The sequence below is a fragment of the Bradyrhizobium liaoningense genome (genome assembly GCF_018130955.1).
GTDB lineage: Bacteria > Pseudomonadota > Alphaproteobacteria > Rhizobiales > Xanthobacteraceae > Bradyrhizobium > Bradyrhizobium liaoningense_C.
Window position 1 is genome coordinate 60,637 of sequence record NZ_JAFCJM010000014.1, and the last position, 23,488, is coordinate 84,124.

General features: G+C 64.5%; 22 protein-coding genes and 1 tRNA gene. 15 read left to right on the plus strand and 8 right to left on the minus strand.

Features of this window, described 5'->3' with window-relative positions:
- The first annotated feature begins 79 nt into the window (after positions 1 to 79).
- Complete coding sequence (locus JQ632_RS14300) at positions 80 to 988, plus strand: LysR family transcriptional regulator (protein WP_212402973.1); 909 nt, start codon at positions 80 to 82, stop codon at positions 986 to 988.
- 89 nt (positions 989 to 1,077) lie between these two features.
- Here the strand turns inward: JQ632_RS14300 and JQ632_RS14305 are convergent, their stop codons facing one another.
- Positions 1,078 to 1,932 carry a helix-turn-helix domain-containing protein gene (locus JQ632_RS14305; protein WP_212402974.1) on the minus strand — a complete coding sequence of 285 codons (855 nt, stop codon included), beginning with the start codon at positions 1,930 to 1,932 and terminating at the stop codon, positions 1,078 to 1,080.
- A 235-nt stretch (positions 1,933 to 2,167) separates the two neighbouring features.
- On the opposite strand from JQ632_RS14305, the gene JQ632_RS14310 reads away from it, so the two are divergent.
- The 3 genes from JQ632_RS14310 (at position 2,168) to JQ632_RS14320 (ending at position 5,992) form a co-directional block, all read left to right on the plus strand.
- Positions 2,168 to 4,294 carry a molybdopterin-dependent oxidoreductase gene (locus JQ632_RS14310; protein WP_212402975.1) on the plus strand — a complete coding sequence of 709 codons (2,127 nt, stop codon included), beginning with the start codon at positions 2,168 to 2,170 and terminating at the stop codon, positions 4,292 to 4,294.
- 73 nt (positions 4,295 to 4,367) lie between these two features.
- Complete coding sequence (locus JQ632_RS14315; protein ID WP_212402976.1) at positions 4,368 to 4,673, plus strand: ferredoxin family protein; 306 nt, start codon at positions 4,368 to 4,370, stop codon at positions 4,671 to 4,673.
- On the plus strand, positions 4,670 to 5,992 hold the full coding sequence (locus JQ632_RS14320) for an FAD-dependent oxidoreductase (RefSeq protein WP_212402977.1): 1,323 nt from the start codon (positions 4,670 to 4,672) through the stop codon (positions 5,990 to 5,992). Before JQ632_RS14315 ends, JQ632_RS14320 begins: the two co-directional genes overlap by 4 nt.
- 20 nt (positions 5,993 to 6,012) lie before the next feature.
- Here the strand turns inward: JQ632_RS14320 and JQ632_RS14325 are convergent, their stop codons facing one another.
- Both JQ632_RS14325 and cysE read right to left on the minus strand, forming a co-directional pair.
- The gene (locus tag JQ632_RS14325) at positions 6,013 to 6,231 is read right to left on the minus strand and encodes a DUF3126 family protein (RefSeq protein WP_007602550.1); all 219 of its coding nucleotides are present in this window, start codon (positions 6,229 to 6,231) and stop codon (positions 6,013 to 6,015) included.
- A 148-nt stretch (positions 6,232 to 6,379) separates the two neighbouring features.
- Positions 6,380 to 7,204, minus strand: a complete 825-nt coding sequence (gene cysE, locus JQ632_RS14330) for a serine O-acetyltransferase (protein ID WP_212402978.1) — start codon at positions 7,202 to 7,204, stop codon at positions 6,380 to 6,382.
- 287 nt (positions 7,205 to 7,491) lie between these two features.
- Here cysE and JQ632_RS14335 point away from each other — a divergent pair, with 287 nt between their 5' ends.
- Positions 7,492 to 8,871 carry a hypothetical protein gene (locus tag JQ632_RS14335; protein ID WP_212402979.1) on the plus strand — a complete coding sequence of 460 codons (1,380 nt, stop codon included), beginning with the start codon at positions 7,492 to 7,494 and terminating at the stop codon, positions 8,869 to 8,871.
- On the opposite strand, the gene JQ632_RS14340 is transcribed toward JQ632_RS14335, so the two are convergent.
- Positions 8,857 to 9,612 carry an alpha/beta fold hydrolase gene (locus JQ632_RS14340; RefSeq protein ID WP_212403182.1) on the minus strand — a complete coding sequence of 252 codons (756 nt, stop codon included), beginning with the start codon at positions 9,610 to 9,612 and terminating at the stop codon, positions 8,857 to 8,859. The genes JQ632_RS14335 and JQ632_RS14340 overlap by 15 nt on opposite strands.
- A gap of 34 nt (positions 9,613 to 9,646) precedes the next feature.
- Complete coding sequence (locus JQ632_RS14345; protein WP_212402980.1) at positions 9,647 to 10,786, minus strand: hypothetical protein; 1,140 nt, start codon at positions 10,784 to 10,786, stop codon at positions 9,647 to 9,649.
- A gap of 308 nt (positions 10,787 to 11,094) precedes the next feature.
- Here JQ632_RS14345 and JQ632_RS14350 point away from each other — a divergent pair, with 308 nt between their 5' ends.
- Complete coding sequence (locus JQ632_RS14350) at positions 11,095 to 11,340, plus strand: zinc-finger domain-containing protein (protein WP_212402981.1); 246 nt, start codon at positions 11,095 to 11,097, stop codon at positions 11,338 to 11,340.
- A 33-nt stretch (positions 11,341 to 11,373) separates the two neighbouring features.
- Positions 11,374 to 12,576: an FAD-dependent monooxygenase gene (locus tag JQ632_RS14355; protein WP_212402982.1), complete on the plus strand. Its 1,203-nt coding sequence runs from the start codon at positions 11,374 to 11,376 to the stop codon at positions 12,574 to 12,576.
- A gap of 74 nt (positions 12,577 to 12,650) precedes the next feature.
- Here JQ632_RS14355 and JQ632_RS14360 read toward each other — a convergent pair whose 3' ends face one another.
- Complete coding sequence (locus tag JQ632_RS14360; protein ID WP_212402983.1) at positions 12,651 to 13,100, minus strand: twin-arginine translocation pathway signal; 450 nt, start codon at positions 13,098 to 13,100, stop codon at positions 12,651 to 12,653.
- A 248-nt stretch (positions 13,101 to 13,348) separates the two neighbouring features.
- Between JQ632_RS14360 and JQ632_RS14365 the strand changes: the two genes are divergently transcribed.
- Together JQ632_RS14365 and JQ632_RS14370 are read left to right on the plus strand one after the other, a co-directional pair.
- Positions 13,349 to 13,437: transfer RNA gene (locus tag JQ632_RS14365), tRNA-Leu, on the plus strand.
- 311 nt (positions 13,438 to 13,748) lie between these two features.
- On the plus strand, positions 13,749 to 14,183 hold the full coding sequence (locus tag JQ632_RS14370; RefSeq protein WP_212402984.1) for a PPC domain-containing DNA-binding protein: 435 nt from the start codon (positions 13,749 to 13,751) through the stop codon (positions 14,181 to 14,183).
- 80 nt (positions 14,184 to 14,263) lie between these two features.
- Here JQ632_RS14370 and JQ632_RS14375 read toward each other — a convergent pair whose 3' ends face one another.
- Positions 14,264 to 15,139 (minus strand): LysR family transcriptional regulator, encoded by an 876-nt coding sequence (locus tag JQ632_RS14375; protein WP_212402985.1) that lies wholly within the window; start codon positions 15,137 to 15,139, stop codon positions 14,264 to 14,266.
- A gap of 95 nt (positions 15,140 to 15,234) precedes the next feature.
- On the opposite strand from JQ632_RS14375, the gene JQ632_RS14380 reads away from it, so the two are divergent.
- The 4 genes from JQ632_RS14380 (at position 15,235) to JQ632_RS40065 (ending at position 19,285) form a co-directional block, all read left to right on the plus strand.
- A complete protein-coding gene (locus tag JQ632_RS14380) occupies positions 15,235 to 16,317 on the plus strand; it encodes an alkene reductase (protein WP_212402987.1) in 1,083 nt (360 codons plus the stop codon).
- A gap of 15 nt (positions 16,318 to 16,332) precedes the next feature.
- Positions 16,333 to 17,223, plus strand: a complete 891-nt coding sequence (locus JQ632_RS14385) for an SDR family NAD(P)-dependent oxidoreductase (protein WP_212402989.1) — start codon at positions 16,333 to 16,335, stop codon at positions 17,221 to 17,223.
- A gap of 617 nt (positions 17,224 to 17,840) precedes the next feature.
- Complete coding sequence (locus JQ632_RS14390; RefSeq protein WP_312015610.1) at positions 17,841 to 19,088, plus strand: multidrug effflux MFS transporter; 1,248 nt, start codon at positions 17,841 to 17,843, stop codon at positions 19,086 to 19,088.
- A gap of 62 nt (positions 19,089 to 19,150) precedes the next feature.
- Positions 19,151 to 19,285, plus strand: coding sequence for a hypothetical protein (locus JQ632_RS40065; protein WP_283817678.1), 135 nt, complete (start codon positions 19,151 to 19,153; stop codon positions 19,283 to 19,285).
- Positions 19,286 to 19,374: 89 nt separating this feature from the next.
- On the opposite strand, the gene JQ632_RS14395 is transcribed toward JQ632_RS40065, so the two are convergent.
- On the minus strand, positions 19,375 to 20,982 hold the full coding sequence (locus JQ632_RS14395; protein ID WP_212402991.1) for an ABC transporter substrate-binding protein: 1,608 nt from the start codon (positions 20,980 to 20,982) through the stop codon (positions 19,375 to 19,377).
- A 273-nt stretch (positions 20,983 to 21,255) separates the two neighbouring features.
- Between JQ632_RS14395 and JQ632_RS14400 the strand changes: the two genes are divergently transcribed.
- Both JQ632_RS14400 and JQ632_RS14405 read left to right on the plus strand, forming a co-directional pair.
- On the plus strand, positions 21,256 to 22,386 hold the full coding sequence (locus JQ632_RS14400) for a M20/M25/M40 family metallo-hydrolase (RefSeq protein ID WP_212402992.1): 1,131 nt from the start codon (positions 21,256 to 21,258) through the stop codon (positions 22,384 to 22,386).
- A 149-nt stretch (positions 22,387 to 22,535) separates the two neighbouring features.
- On the plus strand, positions 22,536 to 23,477 hold the full coding sequence (locus tag JQ632_RS14405; protein ID WP_212402994.1) for an ABC transporter permease: 942 nt from the start codon (positions 22,536 to 22,538) through the stop codon (positions 23,475 to 23,477).
- The last annotated feature ends 11 nt before the right edge of the window (positions 23,478 to 23,488 follow it).

The following is a 23,488-nucleotide window of genomic DNA, read 5'->3' on the forward strand; positions in this document are numbered from 1 at the left end:
CCAGTCTACTTAATTAAATTTGCGATATACATTAGAGAATATGCATGATTGTCTTCTAAGCAGGTGTAGGGACTGACTTATGGATTTCGCCCGACTCCGCACCCTTCGTGAGCTTTCGCTGCGAAAAACAATGGCAGCGGTGGCCGAAGCCCTGTTGATCTCGCCATCGGCCGTTTCGCAGCAAATCGCGCAGCTCGAGGACGAGACCGGGATTGAACTGGTGGAACGCAGGGGCCGCGGCGTGCGGCTCACGCCGGCGGGACAACGGCTCGTCGATCATGCCGGGCGTGTCATCGGCATTCTGGAGGAAGCGAAGACCGATCTCGCAGAGCTGAAGAAAACCGTCGCCGGCGAGTTGCGGGTCTCGGCATTTCCTTCTGTCGCCGCATCTCTCATCCCGCCAACGATCCGGGCGATGGCAGCGCGCTTCCCCGATCTGGTGGCGATCTTCGAGGAACTGGAGCCTGACGACAGCCTGGCCGCTCTACGCGCCTGGCAGACGGATGTCGCGATCGTCGACGACCTCACCACTTCGGCAAGCCTGTCGGAGACGCAGGTCGAGATGCTGCATCTCCTGGACGACCACCTCCACGTCCTGCTGCCGCGCGATCACCCGCTGGCCGAGCGGCCTCATCTCACTTTGCCGGAGTTGGCGACGGAACGATGGGCTCTCGACACGACGTCCGCCACCTATTCGGACGTGATCGTCGGCGCGTGTCGCGACGCCGGATTCGATCCCATCATCAATGCGCGCTGCCATAGTTTTGAGGTGGTCCGCGCCATGGTCGAGGCGGGCTGCTCGGTCTCGATCAATCCGGGGCTACGCGGCCGCGACTATATCGGCACTTTGCGCCTGAAAGAGATCAGGCCGATCATCACACGGCGGATATTCGTAGCTTTTCGCAGCGGCGAAAGGCGCAATCCGGCGATCGCTGAATTCGTCAGAGAGCTTCGAGCGGTGGCGGCGTCGATGGCGAGTCCGCGATGACGCCTCTTCGGTCTCGATGACGAGAGGACGCGCCAAGCTCGGGCGGAATGCTCCGCGGGAACGCCCGGTAGCGTCTCCTCGACGCTCCCCTAGTCGCGAAGCTTCCGCGCGCGATACGCGCTCGGCGTCGTTCCCACGGCCTTGCGGAAGGCGCGGTTGAAATTGGCCTGTGACGAAAATCCCGTGGCATAGGCGATGTCGACCAGCAATCGATCGCTGCCGGTCAACAGCCGCTTCGCGAGATCGAGACGCTGGCTGCTGACATATTCGTGCGGCGCCTTGCCGGTCGCGGCCTTGAAGCTGCGCGAGAAATGCGCCGGGCTCATGCACGCCACCGACGCCAGATCCTTGACGGTGAACTCACGCTCGACCGACGCCTCGATGAAATCAGTCACGCGCGACAGCCGTTTGGCATCGAGCGGCTTGTGCGTCGCGTCAGTCTGCTTCAGCCGCACCGAAGTGGCCGAGTAGCTGTGCACCAGATGGGCCGACAAGGCCCGCCCCAGGCTTTCGATCAGGAGCCGGCCGGTGGAGGATTCCTGGGCAAGTTCCTGCAGGATCCGGTTCGCGACGTGCTCGATGAAGAGATCCTGATCGATGCTTTCGTAACGGATCGAGATGCCCGACGGGTCGATGTCGAGATCCCTGAGCATGGTGTCGTCGAACGGCTTGCCGGGAAGAAAGAGATGCAGAACTTCCTGCATCTGGTTTTCGACGCAGATGAAATCTTCGCGGATGCCGGCGGGGCATAGCCACACCGTGCCCTTTCTGCCGAAGGTGCGCTGGCGCATGCCCGCTCCTACCCGGTCGACGACCGAGCTGCCGCGCAAGAGGATCGCGATCTCGGTGTCGCGCGGCAATTGCGAAGGCAGCTCGCCGGGCTCATGACTCCAGCGCTCCGCGAGAAGGTCCGACCATTGCCGGTCGTTGGACGTCTGAAGCATTCTGCCGGTAACATATTTATCGACAGAGTTGCCAAGCATACCCATCGTGAATCTCTCCAGATAACGATGTGTGGGTAACGGTATTGCGAAGGCCGGCAAGGATCATGCCAGAGATCCACCGGGGCGTCCACTCGCTGAGAGCAGTCCGGGAAAAGAAGACAGCACGTTTTGAAAAGCCAGCGCCCAGCCGGCCGCCGCATGCTCCTGACAGCCTTGAATCAGAAGCGGAGGATCCATGGTCCGGACCACGGTCATCGGCGCGTGCCCCCACGATTGCCCCGACACCTGCTCGATCCTGACCACCGTCGAGGATGGCAAAGCGATCGCCGTCCGCGGCAATCCCGATCACCCGTTCACGCGTGGGCGGCTTTGCGTGAAGGTCAACAATTATGAGGAGCGCGTCTACAGCGACAAGCGCATCCTGCATCCGCTCAAGCGGGTCGGCCCGAAGGGCTCAAGGCAGTTTCAACGGATTTCCTGGGACGAGGCGATCGACACGATCGCCTCGCGCTGGAAGGCGATCATCAGCGAATACGGTGCGCAGGCGATCCTGCCCTACAGCTATCTGGGCACCCAGGGCATCATCAACGGGCTGAACGTCGGCGATCCCCTCTTCAACAAGCTCGGCGCAACAGTTCTCGAACGGACGTTCTGCGACTCCGCGTCGTGCACGGCCTACATGATGACGATCGGACACACGCCAGGAGTCGATCCCGAGAGCTTCGTGCATTCGAAATACATCATCCTGTGGGCCTGCAACACGCTGAGCACGAACTCGCATCACTGGCCGTTCATCGAGCAGGCCAAGAAGGCAGGCGCCAAGCTCGTGGTGATCGACCCCGTGCGGACGCGCACCGCGCGCCTCGCCGACTGGCACATTCCGATCCGGCCCGGCACCGACGCGGCGCTGGCGCTCGCCATGATCCACGTCATCATCAGGGAGAACCTGGTCGATCGCGACTATGTCGACAAATACACCGTCGGATACGACGAGCTGGCCGAGCGGTCGCAGGCTTACACGCCTGAATTCGCGTCGCAGGAGACCGGCATTCCCGTCGAGGACATCCTCACACTGGCGCGGGAATATGCCACGACGCCGCCGGCCGTGGTGCGGATCGGCGTCGCCGTGGAGCGGCACGCCGGCGGCGGCCAGACCGTGCGGGCGATCGCCTGCCTTCCCGGATTGATCGGCGCCTGGAAGCATGTCGGCGGCGGCTTGCTGCAGCTTCCGATCTGGGCATTCCCGGTCCGGTGGGACGTCTTGATGCGCCCCGACCTTCAGCCCGAGACCATGCGCGTGCTCAACTCCTGGCGGCTCGGCCCCGCGCTGACCGGAGAACTCGGCTTCGACCCGCCGATCAAGGCCCTGTTCGTCTACAACGCCAACCCGATGGCGATGGTGACCGAACAGGGCAAGCTCGAAAAAGGGCTCGAACGCGAGGATCTCTTCACCGTCGTCAGCGAGCACTTCCTGACCGACACCGCGAAATACGCCGACATCGTCCTGCCCGCGACCACGCAGCTGGAGCAGAAGGACATCATGTTCTCCTGGGGACATCTCTATCTGTCCTACAACAACCAGGCGATCGCGCCGCTCGGCGAAGCGGTCTCCAACACGGAGCTGTTCCGCCGCCTCGCGAAGGCGATGGGAATGACGGACCCCGCCTTCTTCCGCACCGATGACGAGATCATCGAGGCGTCGCTGGATTGGAGCAGCCCGGTGCTCGAGGGCATCACCCTCGACGGCGTCAAGGCCAGTGGTTATGCGCGCCTCAACATGCCCGCGCCCGACGACTGGGCGCCGCATCGCGAAGGCAATTTTCCGACAGCATCGGGCAAGTGCGAATTCAAGTCGACGATCGCCTCCGGCGGAAACTTCGTCGTGCCGCTATTCCGGCAGGGCTACAATGGCGACCAGGATGGCAGGCCGGTCGATCCCCTGCCCCACTACATTCCGCCGAACGAGAATGCGCGGACGGCGCCTAGCCTTGCGACACGCTATCCGCTCAGCCTGATCTCGCCGAAGAGCCATGCCTTCCTGAATTCCAACTACGGCAACCTGCCCGCACAAACCGCGCAGGCCGGCGAGGAGCAGGCCGTGATCATGAACCCGGACGATGCGGGAGAGCGTGGCATCGTGGCCGGCGCACCCATTCGCGTGTTCAACGATCGCGGCTCGTTCGAGGCCTACGCGACCGTTTCGCCGGACGTCATGCCCGGAGTCGTGGTGGCACCGTCCGGCTACTGGCAACGCTCCAACCGCAAGGGCGCGACCGTGCATGTGCTGACGCCACCCGCCTTCGCCGATCTCGGCCGTGCCCCGACATTCTCCGACATCCTCGTCCAGGTCGGCCGGGCGTGATCGGCATCAGCAGCACGCCGCGACGGATGCAACAGGCATCCGTCGTCTTGGCATCAATTACCTGGATTCCGCGATGACATATGTGGTCACCGACAACTGCCGCGGCTGTCGCTTCACCGAATGCGTCACCGTCTGCCCGGTGGAATGCTTCCACCTCGACGCGACGATGACCTATATCGATCCGGAGAACTGCATCGATTGCGGCGGCTGCGCGCCGGCCTGCCCCGTCGGCGCGATCGAGCCCGATTATCGGCTGGCCGCGGACAAGAAGTTCTGGATCGACGTCAACCGCAAGCGCGCGGCCGAGACGCCCGTCATCAGCGCCCGCCTGCCGCCGCTGCCGGGTGCCGACGAACGAAGACAGGCGCTGGGACGATGACCGGCCCGGATCGCGTCGCGAGCGATTTTCGTGTCGCTGTGGTCGGCAGCGGGCCGAGCGGCTTCTACGTGACCGAAGCACTGTTTCGCTCGGGCGCGACTGTCGCGGTCGACATGTTCGAGCGGCTTCCCGTTCCCTTCGGGCTGGTGCGGTTCGGCGTCGCGCCCGACCATCCCAAACTCAAGCAGGTGACGGTGACCTTCGACCGGATTGCGACGGCGCCGCGTTTTCGTTTCGTAGGCAACGTCGCGGTCGGACGCGACGTGACGGTCGACGAGCTCAGGCACAGCTATGACGCCGTCGTCCTCGCCACCGGCGCCGACGTCAGCCGCTCGCTCGACATCCCCGGGCAATCCCTGCCGGGGAGCCATCACGCCGGCGACTTCGTCGCCTGGTACAATGGCCATCCCGATTGTCGCGAGCTCCGCTTCGATCTCGGCCACGAGGCCGCTGTTATCGTCGGCCATGGCAATGTCGCGCTCGACGTCGCCCGCATTCTCGCGAAGACGGCCGACGAGCTGCGGCAAACGGACATCGCCAACCATGCGCTCGAGGTTTTGGCCGAAAGCCGCATTCGCGAAATCCACGTGGTCGGACGCGGCCAGCCTGCACAGGCCAAGTTCAGCGCCAAGGAATTGCGCGACTTTCTCGACTTGCGCGCGTGCGACGCCTCGATCGGCGAAGGATTGCCGCCGGACGAACCCGACCGGGACAACCCAAATGATCCGGAGCTGGCCGAGAAGCTGGCGCTGCTCGGCGCGTTCTCGCGACACGCCGCGACGAAGCCGCGCCGCTGCCACTTTCGCTTCGGCCTGTCGCCGCTTGCGATTCAAGGACGAGGCTGCGTCGAGGCAATGTCGTTCACGTCAGAGTCGGGCGCCGTTCAGGACATCCCTTGCGGCCTGGTGTTCAGCAGCATTGGCCGCCGGACGTCGCCGCTCGCCGGCGTTCCCTATGACGAGCATCGCGGCGTGCATGCCAACATCGAAGGGCGCGTCGCGAACGGCCATTCCGTCGTCGACGGCCTCTATGCCTGCGGATGGAGCAAGCGCGGCCCGAGCGGAACGATCGGCACCAACCGTGGCTGCGGCATCGCCACGGCCGAGGCTGTCATCGCCGACCTGCACACGCGCCGGAGGCCGCCCGCTGGTGACCCCGACGCGCTGCTGACACGGATCAGCAACCGCGTCCCCCACCTCGTGAGCTACGGCGATTGGGCCGCAATCGATGCGGCCGAGAAACGCAGAGGTGCCGCGCTGGGCAAGCCACGCGAAAAGTTCGTCATGGTCCCCGACATGCTGGCGGCGATCGGGGCGTAGGGAGCGGACAAGCCGCCACGCTACTCCTGGTCGACGAGGTCGTCTTCGAGGATCGCCATCTGGAACTGGAAGGAGCGGTCGTCGTCCTCATCGTCGACGAAGAGCACGCCGATAAACTCCTCGCCGATATAGACCTCGGCGGAGTCGTCCTTCTTCGGCCGCGGCACGACGCGAATCTTGGGGTTGCCAAACACGCGCTTCAGATACGCGTCGAGCTTCCTCACTTCTTTGACGTCCACGGCAAGTCTCCAATCGAAATCTGTTGGGCGGGGGTTTTAGGACGAGACGCGAGGAACCGCCAGCATGAATTCGCAAAGAATGTTGGGGACGATGGGGGGCCGGAGAACCCGGCCCCTTTCAAGGCAGACGGCCCGTCAGAGCCCCATCTCAAAGTCCCATGGCGTTGATCATCTGGTCCATGGTGCGCGAGGGCTCGGCGCAGCCGGCCTCGCCAACAATCTTTGCGGGAACGCCAGCAACCGTGACGTTGTGCGGCACGGGCTTGACCACGACGGAGCCCGCCGCGATGCGCGCACAATGGCCGACCTCGATATTGCCGAGGATCTTTGCGCCCGCCCCAATCATCACGCCGCGGCGGATTTTCGGATGGCGGTCCTCGTTCTCCTTGCCGGTGCCGCCGAGCGTGACGCCGTGCAGGATCGAGACGTCGTCTTCGATCACGGCCGTCTCGCCGACGACAAAGCCGGTCGCATGATCCAGGAAGATGCCGCGGCCGATTTTTGCGGCCGGATTGATGTCGGTCTGGAACACCGCGGAGGCGCGGCTCTGCAGATAGTAGGCAAAATCCTTGCGGCCCTTCAGGTAGAGCCAGTGCGCGAGGCGGTGGGTTTGGATGGCATGAAAACCCTTGAAGTAGAGCAAGGGATCGATGAAGCGCGAGGTCGCGGGATCGCGGTCGTAGACGGCGACGAGATCGGCGCGGAAGGCGTTGCCGAGATCGGGATCGTCGCGCAGCGCCTCGTCATAGGTCTGGCGCACGAGGTCGCCCGACAGCGCGGCATGGTCGAGCCGCTCGGCGATCCGATGCACCACGGCATCTTCCAGCCGGCTGTGATGCAGCACGCTCGAATAGATGAAGCTCGCAAGCTCGGGCTCGCGGTGGACGATGTCTTCCGCCTCGCCCCGGATCCGATCCCAGATCGGATCGAGCGCGGCGAGCTTTCCTCCCGGATTGACCTGATGCACTGCCATTTGGGTTCTCTCTGGCTGCTCTCTCGAATTCTGCTCGTCTTGTTTGACGTATAGCACAGCTTAAGCGCTTGCGTCCGTGAAGGCTTGCCTGAGAGTGAACATCCCCTTGCCTTCCGAACCCCCATCAACGCGTTGAATCAAAAGACTTTCTTACGCCACCCCACGCGCGACATGGTGGGTTCAAGGTGGTCAGGGTTTTGCCAAATTCAAGCCGGGCAGCGTCAAACTATTGGTGAATTCCGTCGTAAGCGCTATTTCGGTCATGGTCGCGACGCGACGGAGAGGATTTGAGCATCACCACCGAAATCCTGCGCAGCCGCGCCACCGGCTCTGCCTGGCTGGGCCTGGCGGTCATCGCACTGCCCCTCCTCTTGATCGCGCCGGCGTTCTGGAACGGCTACCCCCTGCTTCAATGGGATACCGGCGGCTACCTGGCGCGCTGGTACGAGGGCTATCTGGTGCCGAGCCGGTCCACGGTGTTCGGTCTCTATCTGCATATGGGCGAGAGTTTTGGCTTCTGGATCAACCTCGCGATCCAGTCGCTGGCGACGCTGTGGCTGTTGCAGCTCACGCTGCGCGTGCTCGGCCTGATGCAGACATCCCGCTTCGTCGCGATCAGCCTCATCCTCACCGTATCGACCGCGCTGCCCTGGCTCGCCAGCATGCTGCTGACCGATATCTTCGCAGGGCTGTCGGTGCTGGCGCTGTTCCTGCTCGTCGTCGGCGGCAAGCGGATTTCGACCACGGAAAAACTCTCGCTGTTCGCCTTCACTGCCTTTGCCGCAGCAACCCACAGCGCGACACTCGGCGTGCTGCTCGGGCTTTGCGCAATCGGCTGGATGACGTGGCCGATTCTGCGCCGGCGCATCCCGGTCGCAGGCCTGGTGCAGGGCAGCCTGACGATCGTTGCCGGCGGCCTGATGCTGCTTGCGACGAACCACGCGCTGTCAGGCAACTGGGCCTGGACACCCGGCGGCTACGGCGTCGCCTTCGGCCGCATGATGCAGGACGGCATCGTCGCACGTTTCCTCAGCGACCATTGCCCGCGCGAAAAATTCAAGCTCTGCCCCTATCGCAACGCGCTTCCCGCGACCGCCGACGAATTCCTGTGGGGCAACAGCATGTTCAACACGCTCGGCCGGTTCGACGGCATGAACGACGAGATGAGCTACATCGTCGTGCATTCGCTCGCCGACTATCCGGCCTGGCAGGCGCAGGCGGCGCTGACGGCGGTGGGCCAGCAATTGCTGCATGCGGCGACCGGCGAAGGCACCAATGGCTGGATCCCGCACACCTACGGCATCATCGAGCGCTATATCCCCTCGCAGGTCGCGCCGATGCGCGCGGCGCGCCAGCAGCACTGGGGCGTCGATTTCGCCTACGTCAACTGGCTGCACGTCCCGGTCGCGCTCGCCTCGATGCTGGCGCTGGTCGCGCTGCTCGGACATGCGGCCTCGCGCCGCCGGCTCGACGATCTGACGCTGCTTGCGGCCACGGTGTCGCTGGCGCTGCTCGGCAACGCCTTCATCTGCGGCGTGATCTCGGGACCGCATGACCGGTACGGCGCGCGGATGGCGTGGCTTGCGACCTTCGTCGTGCTGATGGCGCTGGCGCGCTATGTCGCCGGCGACGATGATGGCGCGGACGAGCCGTCATCGCCGGCGTGACAGGAAATCGAGCACGCCGGCCTTGTAGACCTTGTCGCCGACCGCGCGCATGTGATCGCGGTTGGGGATGTCCAGCACTTCCGATCCCGGGATGATGTCGCCGAGCGCATGCGCGGAGCCGGCAACCTCGTCGGTGGTGCCGACCGCGATCAGCACGGGCACGTCGATGCGCGCGGCCTCCTCCTTGCGCATGAGGTCGCGGGTGCCGCGCAGGCATGCGGCGAGCGCCTTGCGGTCGGAGCGCGTCTGATCGGCGAAGGCACGGAAGGTGCGCCCGACGGGATCGGTGACGTCGTCGAGCGATGGCGCCTCCAGCGCCTCGGCCACCTTCTCGCCGGGGCCGGTGCCCTCGATCAGGCCGCCGATGCCGATGCCGCCGAGGATCGCCGAGCGCAGGCGATGCGGCTCGTTGAGGCCGAGCCAGGCCGCCATCCGCCCGCCCATCGAATAGCCCATGATGTCGGCCTGGGGGATCGCGAGATGGTCCATCAGTGCCAGCACGTCGCCGGCCATGATCGGGATGGAGTATTGCGCGGGGTCGTAGAGCTTTGCCGACTCGCCATGGCCGCGATTGTCGAGCGCAATGACGCGGCGGCCGTTCTTGCGCAGCTCGGAGACCCAGGTCGGATAGACCCAGTTCACGTTCTTGCTCGAGGCAAAGCCGTGCAGCAGCAGGATCGGGTCGCCCTCGCCTTCGTCCAGATAGGCAATTTCAACGGCGCCGTTGTGGAAACTCGGCATCATTCATTCCGCGTCTGTTGGGGAGAAGACGATCTTAGGCCGTGACAGCCGCGCCCGCTAGAGCGGTCTCGGCAGCGTCGGCCTGCGCCTGGCGCTGCCGCCGCCTCCGTCTGCGGTCACACCAAGATTGGGTGAGACGTTCCGTGGTCGCCTTGATCGAGGACAACAGGCCGAGCAGCGTGAAGGCGGCGCCCAACAGCCACATCGTGAAATTGAAGGCGCCTGTCACGAGCAGCAGCGCGCCGCGGCCGAGCAACTTCATGATCGCGCGGGTCTTGCCGCCCTGCGCTTCGGCAAGTCGCGCGGCGCGTGCGACGTCCTTCGGACCGTCGGCGATGCGCAGCGTATCCAGCGCGCCGCGCGTACCGGTCTTCTCGGCGACGCGCGTGACGTCCTTGCCGAGGCGCACCAGCCCGCCGGCCTTCTCGGCGCGGAACGCGGCCTTGATCGCGCTGACGCTCTCGCCCGGCCGGAACACGGAGCCGGAGGCAACCGCCTTCTGGAGCGCGGGCGTGTCGACGACCTCGCGCGCGGAGCGGCCGGCCCATGCCGCGAGCCCCTCACCGAGACGGCCGACCTTGCGGGCATCCTTCACCAGCGACAGCCCTGCGCGCACGGGCGTGGCGCCGCCGACGGAGATATAGGTCGCGGCCGTCACCGCGAGCCCCGCGGTCGCTAGCCCAAGGATGAGGTGATCGGTCTCCTCGCCCATCGCGAGGTGCTTGCCCTCGCGCACGACGTCCCTGACGTCGCCGAACACGAAGAGATCGCCGGCGACGGTACCGGAGAGGCTCGCGACATCGTCCGCATTGCCGGTGACGAGACCGGTCGCAAACCGCTTGGCGAAATGCGTGGTTGAATTTTCGTCCCTGACCGCGTCGTTCACGCGGGTTAAGAGACTGTCCGGCAGCGCGATGTTGCGCTCGCGCGCGAGCTCGACAAAAGAATTGGCAAGATCGGCGTCGCCTGCGGCCAGCGCGGCCTCGATGTTATCAGGAACGAGCGACGGGTTAGCGGTCAGGAGGGCATCGAGCCGCAGCTCCGACAGCGCGGCCGGATCGTCCTGCGCGGCGAGGATCGCGGCCGAGTAGCGCGCATGCGGCGCAATCTGCACGAGGATATACGTGCAGGCGAGCAGACCGGTCACGGCCGTGCTGATTCGCAGCCACTTCATGCGCAAAACCTGGACGTCCGCCTGCTCATCTGCCTGCCGATTCGGTCCGCTCTCGGGGGTCTCCCACGTCCACAGAAATAGTATGCCAAATTTGCGACACAACGTCCCCGACGAAAGAAGGGCTTCTCCGGAAGGACAAGAAAGTGTCGAATTTACATGAGCAAATGAGCATGAGGCAGTTGCGGGCCTTTTTGGTTCCACTGGACTAGCAATCATCTGCACCCGCCAGTATGGTCCGCGGCCTCTTGAACGATGCCGCGTCAGTTGGTTGTGTTCTGACGCCCTTTGCCACCCCAGGATGAGTTCCGATGTCCGACCATGTCGTCCCGCACTTCCACAACGATGCCGGGGTTTCCGTCATCGAGATCGGCTCGCAGGAGTTCATGTGCGTGGGCGCCAATCCTCCGTTCGACCATCCGCACGTGTTCCTGGACCTCGGCAACGACAACGAGATTATCTGCCCGTACTGCTCGACGCTGTACCGCTTCGCGGCCGACCTGAAGGCCGGCGAAGCCCGTCCGCCGGAATGCGTCGTGAAGGACAAGGTCGCCTGACCGCGGCCCAGATAGTCTGATAATCCTCATCGGGTGGCGGTCTCCCGAACGATCTTCATTGCAGGCGCCGGTATCGGCGGATTGACGGCGGCGCTGGCGCTCGCCGCCAAGGGTTTTCGCGTCGTCGTGCTGGAGAAGGCCGAGCGGCTGGAGGAAGTCGGCGCCGGCCTGCAGCTCTCCCCCAACGCCAGCCGCATCCTGGTCGGGCTCGGACTGTCCGAGCGCCTGCGCTTACGCGCCGTGACGCCCGAGGCGGTCAGCATCATGAGCGCGCGGGCCGGCGGCGAATTGCTGCGCCTGCCGCTCGGAGAGGCCGCAGCGCTAGCGGCCGGCGCGCCCTATTGGGTGGTGCACCGGGCCGACCTCCAGGCCGCGTTGGCAGCGCAGGTTGCCGACCATCCCGATATCGAGCTGCGGCTGGGTGCGACCTTCGAGGACGTGGCGGCCCACGCCCGGGGGCTGACCGTGGTCCACCGCATCGGCAATTCCCGCCGGAACGACGTCGCCAGCGTGCTCATCGGCGCCGACGGTATCTGGTCGACGGTGCGCCAACATCTGTTTCCCGAGGTGCAGCCGCAATTCTCCGGCCTAATCGCCTGGCGCGGCACGTTCGAGGCCAGGCAACTGCCGAAGGAATACACCTCCCGCCGGGTCCAGCTCTGGATGGGCCCCGGCGCCCATCTGGTCGCCTATCCCATCGCGGGCGGTCGCCAGATCAACGTGGTCGCCATCGTGCCGGGGACCTGGAACAGGCCGGGCTGGAGCACGCCCGGCGACCCCTTCGAGCTGATGGAGGCCTTCCTCGCACAACGCTGGCCGGGCCCGGCGCGGATGATGCTCACGGCGGTCGATAGCTGGCGCAAATGGGCGCTGTTCGGCGTGCCCGAAGGCTGCGAATGGAGCAAGGGCTCGATCGCGCTGCTGGGCGATGCCGTGCACGCCATGCTGCCCTTTGCCGCGCAAGGCGCCGGCATGGCGATCGAGGATGCCGCCGTGCTGGCGCAGCATCTTGCCGGCAACGCGACCGAGAGCGCCGCTGAGATCGCGGCCGCGCTAAAGCAATATGGCCGCGCCCGCCGCGCGCGCGTGAGGCAGGTTCAGCGCACGGCGCGGCAGCAGGGCCAGATCTATCACCTCACCGGCCCCTTGGCGCTGGCGCGCGATCTCGCGATCCGCGCGCTGGGGCCGGAGCGCATGCTGGCGCGGCAGGACTGGATCTACGGCTGGAAACTTTGAGGCGCGCTAAAGCCCTTATCTTGTTTGACGCGCTTTCTTGACGCGAACCGGTATCCACTTCGCTTGAAAACGCTCTAGTAAACCGCGCTGCCTGACTTCGATGCCGGCTGCGGCCGCGACGCGCTGGCGGGCGCGATGACGGGCGGCGTGGGCGGCCCGCCCGCAGTCGCAGCGCCCGGCACAGATTCGCGGCATCGGTTCTTGCGCCATGCCTCCTCGGCAAAATGCCTTTGCCCCTGCACCGCCACATAGTCGTTGCGATAGGCCATCTCGGAAACGACAGCCCCGCCGACTCCGGTCTGGGCCTTGTCCATCAGCTTCTGCAAATCGGCCGTTCGCGTAGCCAGCGTCTTGCGCTCGCCCTCGAGCTGCTTGCAGTCCCACAGCTCGTATTTGCCGGGATCGGCGAAGGCCGGGCTGATCGTGTCGCCGACGCTGGCGCAGCCGGACAGCGCTGCGCCGGAGGCCAGCAGCACGAAGACTGCGCAGCACGCGCGCAGGCGATGGGAATTCGAAACAAACATGCCGGAGTGATAGTCCCCTTGAATTGAGAATGCCTAAAGCGCTTCGCGCTTTAGGTCATTCTTGGAGCATGATCTCTTCGAAAAACCGGTGCCCACTTTTTGGATCATGCTCTAAGCAAGCCCAGGTGTCCGGATTGAGGCTTTGCCTTGCGGCGCGCCCTCGCTTAAGGAAGAAGCGCCTTTCCGGTCCAAGAAAGCCAATTCCTCAGGCCGGAAAACGCGTTAAGTCTTTGATCTCGTTAGATCAAGCGGGCATGGCGGAATTGGTAGACGCAAGGGACTTAAAATCCCTCGGTGCGAAAGCGCTGTGCCGGTTCGACTCCGGCTGCCCGCACCATCACGGTGATGGACACTTCAAACCACGGACTGAGCCGCATCCGCGCGGCGCGTATCTCGCCAAGGGCTTTGCTTCTGCCTCGAAAAGGCGCGCAGGGGAGACCGCGGTCGGCATCAACGGTCACCCACATATTCCGCAAATCAGAAATTCCATCAATCGGATAACCTGGATCGAGGAGCCTGACACGAATTTCGGGCCGAACCGGAACGAAGGCCGCAATTCCGCCTGCATGACGCGACGGAGGAACAACGCGCTGCCCCATCCGTTGACCCGGCACGAAGCCGTCATTCACGCCTCGTACGGACGCAGCGATGAAATTCAGATGCCTCAAGGACGCTCCGGCGCGCATCTTCGTGCTGGTGCTCGACCCCGGCGAGGAAGCTTTCCACGCGATCACCGAGTTCGCCAATCGCGAGCGCATCACGGGCGCGTCGGTTACCGCCATCGGCGCGTTCTCGCAAGCCAAGGTCGGCTGGTTCGACCTCGCAAAGAAGCAATACAAGCCGATCGATGTGGGCGAGCAATGCGAAGTGCTGAGCCTGCTCGGCGATCTCGCCGAGGGCGACGACGGCAAGGCCAGTCTGCATCTGCATGCGGTGCTCGGGCTCAGGGACGGCTCCGTCCGCGGCGGCCATCTTCTCTCGGGCACCGTCCAGCCGACGCTCGAAGTCACGATTGCGGAGACCGCCGCGCATCTGCGCCGCAGGAAGCGCGAGGATCTCGGTATCGCGCTGATCAAGCTGTGACGAGACTCTGTGCCGCACAACGCAGACCCGATCGACGCGATGACACTCAGGGGAGGCAACAGGCCCTTCATCTACGATCGTCATTCGCTTCTCAGCTCCTCCTGCAAGAACTCGATGAAGCGCTGTGTCTTGGCGGGAAGCAGCCGTGTTTCCGTGACGGCATAGACCGAGGACGGATGCCCCCGCCAGGCGGACAGGATGCTCACGAGGCGACCGGCCTGGAGGTCTTCGGCAACCACACGCTCGGGAAGAAAGGCGATGCCCATTCCGAGGGTCGTCAGCCGCCGGATCATGGCGACGCTGTTGCAGGCGAAACGACTGCCGACCTTCGCTTCGAAAGCTTCTGATCCTGAATACAGCGCCCAGCTCGCCAGCGTGTGCATGGTGAGGCATTGCCGCCCCTCGAGCTCCGCGGGGTGGGCGGGAATGCCGTCGCGGGCGAGATATTCGGGCGCAGCGTAGAGCTCGGCCGACACCCTGGCGATCACCCGCGCGATGAGGTTCGGCGATTCCGGCTTGGCCATGCGGATGGCGAGGTCGAAGGGCTCGGCTACCAGATCGACGTTGCGCGGCGTGAGGTCGAACTCGAACGCAAGACCCGGATAGAGCGTTGCGAATCTCGGCAGCAGCGGCGCGACATAGGTCGTCGCGAAATCGACCGGCATCGACACGCGCAACGTCCCGGTCGGCTGCGCGACCATCTCGCCGAGCTGTTCATGGGCAAGCCGGGCTTCCTCGACAATCCGCTTGCTGCGCTCGAAGTAGATCTGGCCCGCCTCCGTCAGCTCCAGGCGCCTCGTGGTCCGGTGCAGGAGCCGCAGGCCAATCTCTTTCTCGAGCAGGCTGATGCGGCGCGACAGCGTGGAGTTGGGCATGTCCAGCGCTTCGGCGGCGCGGCTAAAACTGTTGGCCTTCACCACCTCCACGAACAGAGCCATGTCGTTCAGCAGTTCCATGCCGATATTGCCATATACGGAATAATCAATTCCATTATACCGGATTTATTCCACGAGGGGAATTCCTATCCTTTCGCCAACAGAAAGGAAGGCTCATGCAATCGCTCTTCAACCCCGTGCGGCTCGGCAAGGTCGACATTCTCAATCGTTTCGTGATGGCGCCGATGACGCGGTCTCGCGCGAATGCGGACGGCTCGCCCGGCAGCCTCACCGCGACCTACTACGCGCAACGGGCCAATGCCGGGCTCATCATCACCGAGGGTGTCTTTCCGTCCGCCGACGGCAAGGGATACGTCCGCACGCCGGGCATCGAGACCGAGGCGCAGATCGCCGGATGGAGGGCCGTGACGACGGCGGTTCACGATGCCGGTGGCCGCATCTTCATGCAGTTGATGCACACCGGGCGCATCTCGCATCCCCTGCTGCAACCGGAGGGAAAGGCGCCGGTCGCGCCGTCGGCGATCCGCCCGCAGGGGCAGTCCTGGACCGATGAAGGCCAAAAGGATTTTGTCACGCCTCGCGCCCTTACCACCGATGAAGTGAAGGACGTCATCGCCGCTTACCGGCGCGCGACCAGGAATGCCCTCGCCGCCGGGTTCGACGGTGTCGAACTGCACGGCGCCACCGGCTATCTGCCGGAGCAATTTTTGTCGTCCGGCACCAACCGCCGCACCGACGCCTATGGCGGCTCGCTGGAAAACCGCGCGCGCTTCATCCTGGAAACGCTTGCCGCCATGATCGAAGAAGCCGGCCCGGGCCGCGTCGGCCTGAAGATCTCGCCGGACATGAACTTCAACGACATCAAGGACGACGCGCCGGAGGAAACCTACGGCTACCTCGTCGCGCATCTCAACGCGAAGGACATGGCTTATCTGCATGTCGCGCTGTTCGGGACAACGAAGGACTATCACGCCTTGCTGCGTCCACGCTTTGGCGGCGCCTACATCGTTGGCGGCGGCCTCACCAGGGATTCGGCCGAGCCGCTCCTGAGAGAAGGCAAGGCCGACGCCGTCGCATTCGGCAGTTCGTTCCTCGCCAATCCCGATCTTCCCGAACGCTTCCGCCGCAATGCGCCGCTGAATCAGCCCGACCGCGCGACGTTCTATACGCCGGGCGCGAACGGCTACACCGACTATCCTACCTTGGCCCAATCGTCGGGCCAGGCGGCCGCGCGCTGACGGAGATTCACAGAGATGAAGCGTGATCCCTCCATTCGCCTGTCGCCCGTCGACGTGAAGACACTGGACCTGAAAGGCCTCAAGGTCGCGATCATCGGCGGGACCGGCGGCATCGGCAGAGCGCTGGCCCTGTCGCTTGCCGCACAGGGCGCCCACGTGCTGGTGGTCGGCCAGACCTTTCGCGACGCGGCTGTGCCGGGCATCGCATTCATGAAAGCCGATCTCAGCCTGATGAAGGAGGCGCAGCGCGTGGCCCGCGAACTTCCAGCGGAGACGCTGGACATCGTCGTCATGACCACGGGCGTGATGGCAGGCCCGAAGCGCGAGGTGACGGGCGAAGCGATCGAGCGCGATCTGGCGGTCAGCTATCTCAGCCGGCACGTGATCCTGAAGCAGATTGCGGCGCGCCTGGGGACCGGACGATCCAACGCGAGCATGAAGCCCCGCGTGTTCGTGATGGGTTTCCCGGGCAGCGGCCAGGCCGGTGACGTCGGTGACCTCAATTCCGAAAAGAGCTATGGGCGCTGGAAAGCGCATATGAACACGGTTGCCGGCAACGAGGCCATCGTGCTCGATGCGCGCGACCGATATCCGCGCATCGACGCGTTCGGCCTCAACCCCGGTTTCGTGAAGACCGACATTCGCGCCAATTTGTTCGGCTGGAAATGGCTGCGCGGGATCGTCGAGGCGTTGACGAGCGTCACGACCCTCGCGCCCGATGTCTATGCAGAGCGCATCGTCCCACTCCTCGTGTCATCAGACATCCAGGGACGCAGCGGCGCCATGTTCAACAACAAGGCCGAAGCCATCCTCCCAAGTCCCAAGCTGGTCGATCCGACCTATCGAAGCGCCGTGCTCGCAGCTTCAGATGTGCTGCTCGAACGCGTTCTCGGACCGTCGACATGAGCGGCCGATTCCAGGCGCGACAAGATTGGCACGCGAGGCGCCGCGCTCACCTTTTCGTGTCTGCCGGGGGGCTGCCTGGAATGAGCCGCGCGCTTCCCCAACTTGGCCGCGTTTCTGTCAACGAAATGCGCGATATGTTTTGCAAGAGCTAACCATCCCGGCGAGCCCTTTGCCGTGCTCTGAGAGCGGAGTGTATCTGGTGGATGTTGTTGTACTCCTGATTCTTCTCGTGATGGCGTACGCCGCGGGCTACCTCACCCGCGCCCACATCTCGCGCATGCGACACGACCAGGCGCGCAGGTGGAAGGACCACAGGGAACCGGAGTCGCCGCAGCCAGCAAATGCGAATGAAGTGATGCCTCAGGGCCAAGCAACGCCCGCGGGGCTCGGCGATCTCGGGCCAATGCTCGACCGATGGGAGCGCAGAGCGCGGGCGCGCTTGCTGCACGCCTCGGCCTGATCGCGGGTCAGCCTCGGACCGGACCCGCCCAACCATCACGCCGCCGTCGCCGATTGTTGTCCGGTCGCCACGTCGCCTAGCTGCCATCCCGAAACGCCGCTTGTGCGGCGCAGCATGCGCGCTACAAGGTGTATGTCACTTGCAGCAAGGTTCTTTCGTGTCCGAGGTCAATGCCGACAATTGGGTGTCCTCGGGACACCGCCCGATGGGATTTCCCGAATTCGTCGTGGTGATCGCCGCCATCATGGCGCTCAATCCGCTTGCGATGGACATGATGCTGCCGGCGCTGCCCAACATCGGCACCGCCTTCAAGATTCCCGTCGCCAATCATCTCCAGCTCGTGCTGTCGACCTTCCTGATCGGATTTGGCGTCGGCCAGTTCGTCATGGGCCCGCTGTCGGACCGGTTCGGACGGCGGCCGGTGCTGCTCGGCGGCATGACGGTCTATGCGATCGCGAGCGTGCTTGCGATCGCCGCGCCCTCCTTCGAGACGCTGCTGCTCGCCCGCGCGCTGCAGGGGCTAGGCACCTCGGCGACGCGCGTCATCGCCACCTCGATCGTGCGCGACTGTTATGTCGGCCGCCGCATGGCGAGCGTGATGTCGCTCGCCATGATGGTGTTCATCGCCGTGCCCGTGGTCGCGCCGTCCTTCGGCCAGGCGGTGCTGATGCTGACGCAATGGCGCGGCATCTTCGTCGTGCTGATGCTCTACGGGCTGCTCGCGCTGGCCTGGAGCGTGCTGCGGCTGCCGGAGACCTTGCCGGAGAGCGAACGCCGGTCGCTCGCGCCGGGCGAGGTGCTCGACGCCTTCAGGCAGACCATCACCAACCGCCAGACCATCGGCTATGCGCTCGCGGCCGGCGGTGTCATCGGCTCGCTGTTTGCCTATGTATTCTCGGCCCAGCAGGTCTTCGTCGGCATCTATCACCTCGGCCATTATTTCCCGCTCGCCTTTGCCGCAATCGCGGCCGGCACCGCCATTGCCGCCTTCCTCAATGCGCGGTTGGTCGGGCGGCTCGGCATGCGCGTGATCTCGCATGGCGCGTTGACGCTCTACGCCGTCGTCGCGGGCGCGATGCTTCTTGCCGAGAGCCTGCATGCGCTGCCGCTGGCGCTGTTCCTCGTGCTGTCGGGACTGATGATGTTCTCCTTCGGCATGATGATCGCCAACTTCACCGCGCTCGCGATGGAGCCGCAGGGCCATATCGCCGGCACCGCCTCCTCGCTCTACGGCTCGATCACGACGCTGGTCGGAATCGCGATCGGAATCGTCATGGGCCAGAGTTTTGACGGCACGCTGCTGCCGTTCGCGACCGGCTTCTTCCTCTGCACGCTGGCATCGCTCGCGATCGTGCTGGTCGTGGAAAAGGGACGGCTGTTCCGGCCGCATCACCGCGCGACGTAAGAGGCGCGCAGGAACTTCACTGCCGCCCCGATGTTGTCCTGCAGCAATCGGGAGACGGCGAGATGGAATCCAAGAACAGCAATCAAGAATCGCGCGAGCGCGACGACGCGCCGGAGCGTGGGTGTCGCACCCAGCCCGCGTTCAATCCGCCGTTTGCCGGCGAAGGGCTGGAGCAGGTGCGCGATCCGAACTGCTGACGACGGTCACTGAAACAAGAACGGCGCCGCTTATGACAGCGGCGCCGTTCGACGTTTGAGAGCGGATGAAGCCGCGCGGAAGCCGCGCCCTACTCCGACTTGTCGACGTTCCAGAACAGCGGCGTCGCCGGACCATCCAGCACGCCGGAGAGTGATTTGCGCCAACCGCTCGGCAGGAGGTACTGGCCGAGCGGGACGTAGATCACCTGCTCGTAGGCTTCCTTCTGAATGTCGGCCGCGATCTTCTTCTGCTCGTCGAGCGAGGCCGCACGCACGAACGCGTCCTTGAGCTGCTCGATCTTGGCGTTCTCAGCCCAGCCGAACCAGCCCTTCTTGCCCAGGCCGCCGATCGAGAGATTGGCGATCGGGTTGGAGACGTCGGCCGCGACCCAGTTGGTGAAGAACATATTCCAGCCGCCTTCCTTGACCGGCTTCTGGCTGGCGCGACGGCTCACCACCGTCTGCCAGTCGGTCGCCTGAAGGTCGACCTTGAAGCCAGCCTCGCGAAGCTGCTGCGCCGCCACGATCGGCTGCGCCTTCAGCGTCACGACGTCGCCGGGCGCCATGATCACGATGGGCGTGCCGTCGTATCCGGACTCGGCGAGCGCCTTCTTGGCTTCCGCCATGCCGTTGCCCTTGACCAGCGTCTCCGAGCCGACGTCGGTCGCGAGCGGCGTATCGCACACAAAGAAAGCGCCGCAGATCTTTTGGTATTTGGGATTGCCGACGAGCGCGTCGAGCACGTCCTTCTGGTTCATTGCCAGCAGGGCTGCACGACGAACCTTCACGTTGTCGAAGGGCGGAAGCAGGAAGTTCATGCGCCCGAGGGTCTGGTAGCCGAACTTGTTCGAGACCTCGATCGTAAGCTCCTTGTTCGCTTCGAGCACCGGCAGCATGTCGTACGGCAGGCTCTCCATGAAGTCGATGTCGCCCGATTGCAGCGCGTTCACCGCGGTCTGCGAATCCGGCATGGTGATCCATTCGACGCGGTCGACCTTCACCACCTTGCCGCCGGCCGTCCAGCTCGCCGGCTCCTTGCGCGGCACGTAGTCGGTGTTCTTGACGTAGACGGCCTTGACGCCAGGCTGGAATTCACCTTGCACGAACTTGAAGGGACCGGAGCCGATCTGCTCGGGGATCTGCTTGTCGGCCGGCGTCTCGGCGATACGCTTCGGCATCATGAAGGCGACGCGCGAGGACGGCTTGCCGATCGAATCGAGCACCAGTCCGTAGGGCTCCTTCAGCTTCAGCGTGATGGTCTTGGGATCAGTGGCCTCGATGCTGGCTGTGAAATCCATCAGTTTTTGGCCCATGCCGTCGACCGCGGCCCAACGCTTCAGCGAGGCGACGCAGTCTTCCGCGGTGACGGGCGCGCCGTCATGCCACTTCAACCCATCGCGCAGCGTGAAGGTGTAGGTGAGCTTGTCGTCGGAGATCTTCCAGTCCGCCATCTGCGGCTGGATCTTGAAGCTCGAATCGGTCGACACCAGCGTGTCGTAGACCATGTAGCCATGGTCGCGCGTGATGTAGGCCGTGGTGAAGATCGGATCGATGATACGCAGATCGGAGTGCATCACCGCCGTGATCGTCTTGTCGGCGGCGAGCACTGGCGAGGCCAGTGCCGTCGACAGCGCGACGACGGACAGCGCAAGTTTGGAGACGAGCGTGCGATGTCTCCGGCGCGTGAAGTGAATCATTTGAAAGTTTCTCCTGACGTGAAACTGGTCAAAGGCGGGTTATTGCTTGTGCATTCGGTTCGTTCTTTAGGCGACCTAACGTGCTGCAACGCCTTCATCTTTTCGAGACTTGCATCAAGCGCGCAGGCCGTCAATCCGCTTTCGGTGCATGCCCACGACGGCTCCCGCACGGGCTCTCGTCCCAGCCATTTCGCTTTACAAAGCCGCCCGCAGAACATTCCCTGAGACGCGCGCGACCTTATTGCGCCGCGCTCGAAGCCCGAGAGATCAGCGATGAATCCAGCCAATCTCCCCTTTGATTCCGAGGCGATGCTGCAAGGCTTGCGCGCCTGGGTGGAATGCGAAAGCCCGACCTGGGACGCGAATGCGGTGAACCGCATGCTCGACCTCGCCGCGCGCGACATGGCGATCATGGGTGCGACGATCGAGCGCATCGCCGGCCGGCAGGGCTTTGGCGGCGTGGTCCGCGCGCGCTTCCCCCACCCGCGACAGGGCGAGCCGGGCATCCTGATCGCCGGCCACATGGACACCGTGCATCCCGTCGGCACCATCGAAAAGCTGAAGTGGCGGCGCGAGGGCAACAAGTGCTACGGCCCCGGCATCTTCGACATGAAGGGCGGCAACTACCTCTCGCTCGAGGCGATCAGGCAATTGGCGCGCGCCTCCTTCACCACGCCGCTGCCGATCACCGTGATGTTCACGCCGGACGAGGAAGTCGGCACGCCCTCGACGCGCGACATCATCGAGGCGGAAGCGGCGCGCAACAAATATGTGCTGGTGCCGGAACCCGGCCGCCCCGACAACGGCGTCGTCACCGGCCGCTATGCGATCGCGCGCTTCAACCTGGAAGCCACGGGCCGGCCGAGCCATGCCGGCGCGACGCTCTCCTCCGGGCGTTCCGCGATACGGGAAATGGCGCGGCAGATTCTCGCGATCGACGCGATGACGACGGACGATTGCACCTTCTCGGTCGGCATCGTGCATGGCGGCCAGTGGGTCAATTGCGTCGCCACCACTGCGACCGGCGAGGCGCTCTCCATGGCCAAGCGCCAGGCCGATCTCGACCGCGGCGTCGAGAAGATGCTGGCACTGTCAGGCACCAGCAACGATGTCACCTTCAAGGTGACGCGCGGCGTCACGCGGCCGGTCTGGGAACCCGACACCGGCACCATGGCGCTCTATGAAAAGGCGCGCAGTCTCGCAAAGCAACTCGGCGCCGAATTGCCGCACGCCAGCGCTGGCGGTGGTTCCGACGGCAACTTCACCGGCGCGATGGGCATCCCCACCCTCGACGGCCTGGGCGTGCGCGGTGCCAATGCACACACGCTCGACGAGCATATCGAGGTCGACAGCCTCGCCGAGCGCGGCCGGCTGATGGCGGGGCTCTTGGCGACGCTGGAGTGACGGCGTGAGAGACAGCCGCAGCGCGCAAAACGTGTTGGCTGCATCGCAAAAACGGCGACCCCGATGGCACGGGAATTGCTGAAATGTTAGGCTCGTGGCAGCTTGCACGAGCTCGTCACGTGATTTGACTCTAATCTGACGGATCCAACTTGCTGGGATATCTCGTTCGCCGAATCCTCGCCGCCGTGCCCGTGATGGGCGTGGTGGCGCTGTTTGTCTTCCTCCTGCTGCGACTCACGCCGGGCGATCCCGCCGCGATCCTCGCCGGCGACAATGCGACGCCCGAACGGCTCGAGCGCATCCGCGAGACGCTCGGCCTCAACGAACCCCTGATCGTGCAGTTCATCACCTGGGTGAACCGGCTGCTGCATGGCGATCTCGGCACCTCGCTGATCTCCAACCTCCCCGTCATGAAGATGATCAGCCAGCGCTTCGAGCCCTCGATCTCGCTCGCGCTGTGCACCATCATCCTCGCGGTTGTGGTCGCCGTTCCCTTAGGGGTCATCGCGGCCTGGAAACACGGCACCTGGATCGACCGCTTCGTGATGGGTCTTTCCGTGCTCGGCTTCTCGGTGCCGGTGTTCGTGGTCGGCTATGTCCTGATCCAGCTGTTCGCGATCGACCTGCGCTGGGTGCCGGTGCAGGGGTTCCGCAGCATCTTCAACGGCTTCGGGCCGTTCTTCGAACGCATCGTGCTGCCCACCTGCGCGCTCTCCTTCATCTATATCGCGCTGATCGCGCGCATGACGCGTGCAGCCATGCTCGACGTGCTCGGTGAGGACTATGTGCGCACCGCGCGCGCTAAAGGCATCAACGAGACCGCCGTGCTGCTGCGGCATGCGCTACGCAACGCCGCCGTGCCCGTGATCACCGTGATCGGCACCGGCTTTGCGCTGCTGATCTCCGGTGTGGTCGTCACCGAGAGTGTGTTCAATATTCCCGGCATCGGCCGCCTCACGGTGGATGCGGTGCTGGCGCGCGACTATCCGGTGATCCAGGCGATGATCCTTCTGACGTCGCTGGTCTACGTCACCGTCAACCTCCTGATCGACGTCGCCTACACGCTGCTCGATCCGCGGATCCGGTACTGAGGAACGGTTCA

What these genes read in the sequence shown, in the direction of transcription:
- cysE (WP_212402978.1), bottom strand. Translation starts at nt 7,204, where the DNA reads ATGGCAGTGCATCAGGTCAATCCGGGAGGAAAGCTCGCCGCGCTCGAT.
- JQ632_RS14400 (WP_212402992.1), top strand. Translation starts at nt 21,256, where the DNA reads ATGAATCCAGCCAATCTCCCCTTTGATTCCGAGGCGATGCTGCAAGGC.
- JQ632_RS14300 (WP_212402973.1), top strand. Translation starts at nt 80, where the DNA reads ATGGATTTCGCCCGACTCCGCACCCTTCGTGAGCTTTCGCTGCGAAAA.
- JQ632_RS14380 (WP_212402987.1), top strand. Translation starts at nt 15,235, where the DNA reads ATGCAATCGCTCTTCAACCCCGTGCGGCTCGGCAAGGTCGACATTCTC.
- JQ632_RS40065 (WP_283817678.1), top strand. Translation starts at nt 19,151, where the DNA reads ATGGAATCCAAGAACAGCAATCAAGAATCGCGCGAGCGCGACGACGCG.
- JQ632_RS14385 (WP_212402989.1), top strand. Translation starts at nt 16,333, where the DNA reads ATGAAGCGTGATCCCTCCATTCGCCTGTCGCCCGTCGACGTGAAGACA.
- JQ632_RS14345 (WP_212402980.1), bottom strand. Translation starts at nt 10,786, where the DNA reads ATGAAGTGGCTGCGAATCAGCACGGCCGTGACCGGTCTGCTCGCCTGC.
- JQ632_RS14315 (WP_212402976.1), top strand. Translation starts at nt 4,368, where the DNA reads ATGACATATGTGGTCACCGACAACTGCCGCGGCTGTCGCTTCACCGAA.
- JQ632_RS14320 (WP_212402977.1), top strand. Translation starts at nt 4,670, where the DNA reads ATGACCGGCCCGGATCGCGTCGCGAGCGATTTTCGTGTCGCTGTGGTC.
- JQ632_RS14370 (WP_212402984.1), top strand. Translation starts at nt 13,749, where the DNA reads ATGAAATTCAGATGCCTCAAGGACGCTCCGGCGCGCATCTTCGTGCTG.
- JQ632_RS14340 (WP_212403182.1), bottom strand. Translation starts at nt 9,612, where the DNA reads ATGCCGAGTTTCCACAACGGCGCCGTTGAAATTGCCTATCTGGACGAA.
- JQ632_RS14305 (WP_212402974.1), bottom strand. Translation starts at nt 1,932, where the DNA reads ATGCTTCAGACGTCCAACGACCGGCAATGGTCGGACCTTCTCGCGGAG.
- JQ632_RS14375 (WP_212402985.1), bottom strand. Translation starts at nt 15,139, where the DNA reads ATGGAACTGCTGAACGACATGGCTCTGTTCGTGGAGGTGGTGAAGGCC.
- JQ632_RS14310 (WP_212402975.1), top strand. Translation starts at nt 2,168, where the DNA reads ATGGTCCGGACCACGGTCATCGGCGCGTGCCCCCACGATTGCCCCGAC.
- JQ632_RS14360 (WP_212402983.1), bottom strand. Translation starts at nt 13,100, where the DNA reads ATGTTTGTTTCGAATTCCCATCGCCTGCGCGCGTGCTGCGCAGTCTTC.
- JQ632_RS14350 (WP_212402981.1), top strand. Translation starts at nt 11,095, where the DNA reads ATGTCCGACCATGTCGTCCCGCACTTCCACAACGATGCCGGGGTTTCC.
- JQ632_RS14395 (WP_212402991.1), bottom strand. Translation starts at nt 20,982, where the DNA reads ATGATTCACTTCACGCGCCGGAGACATCGCACGCTCGTCTCCAAACTT.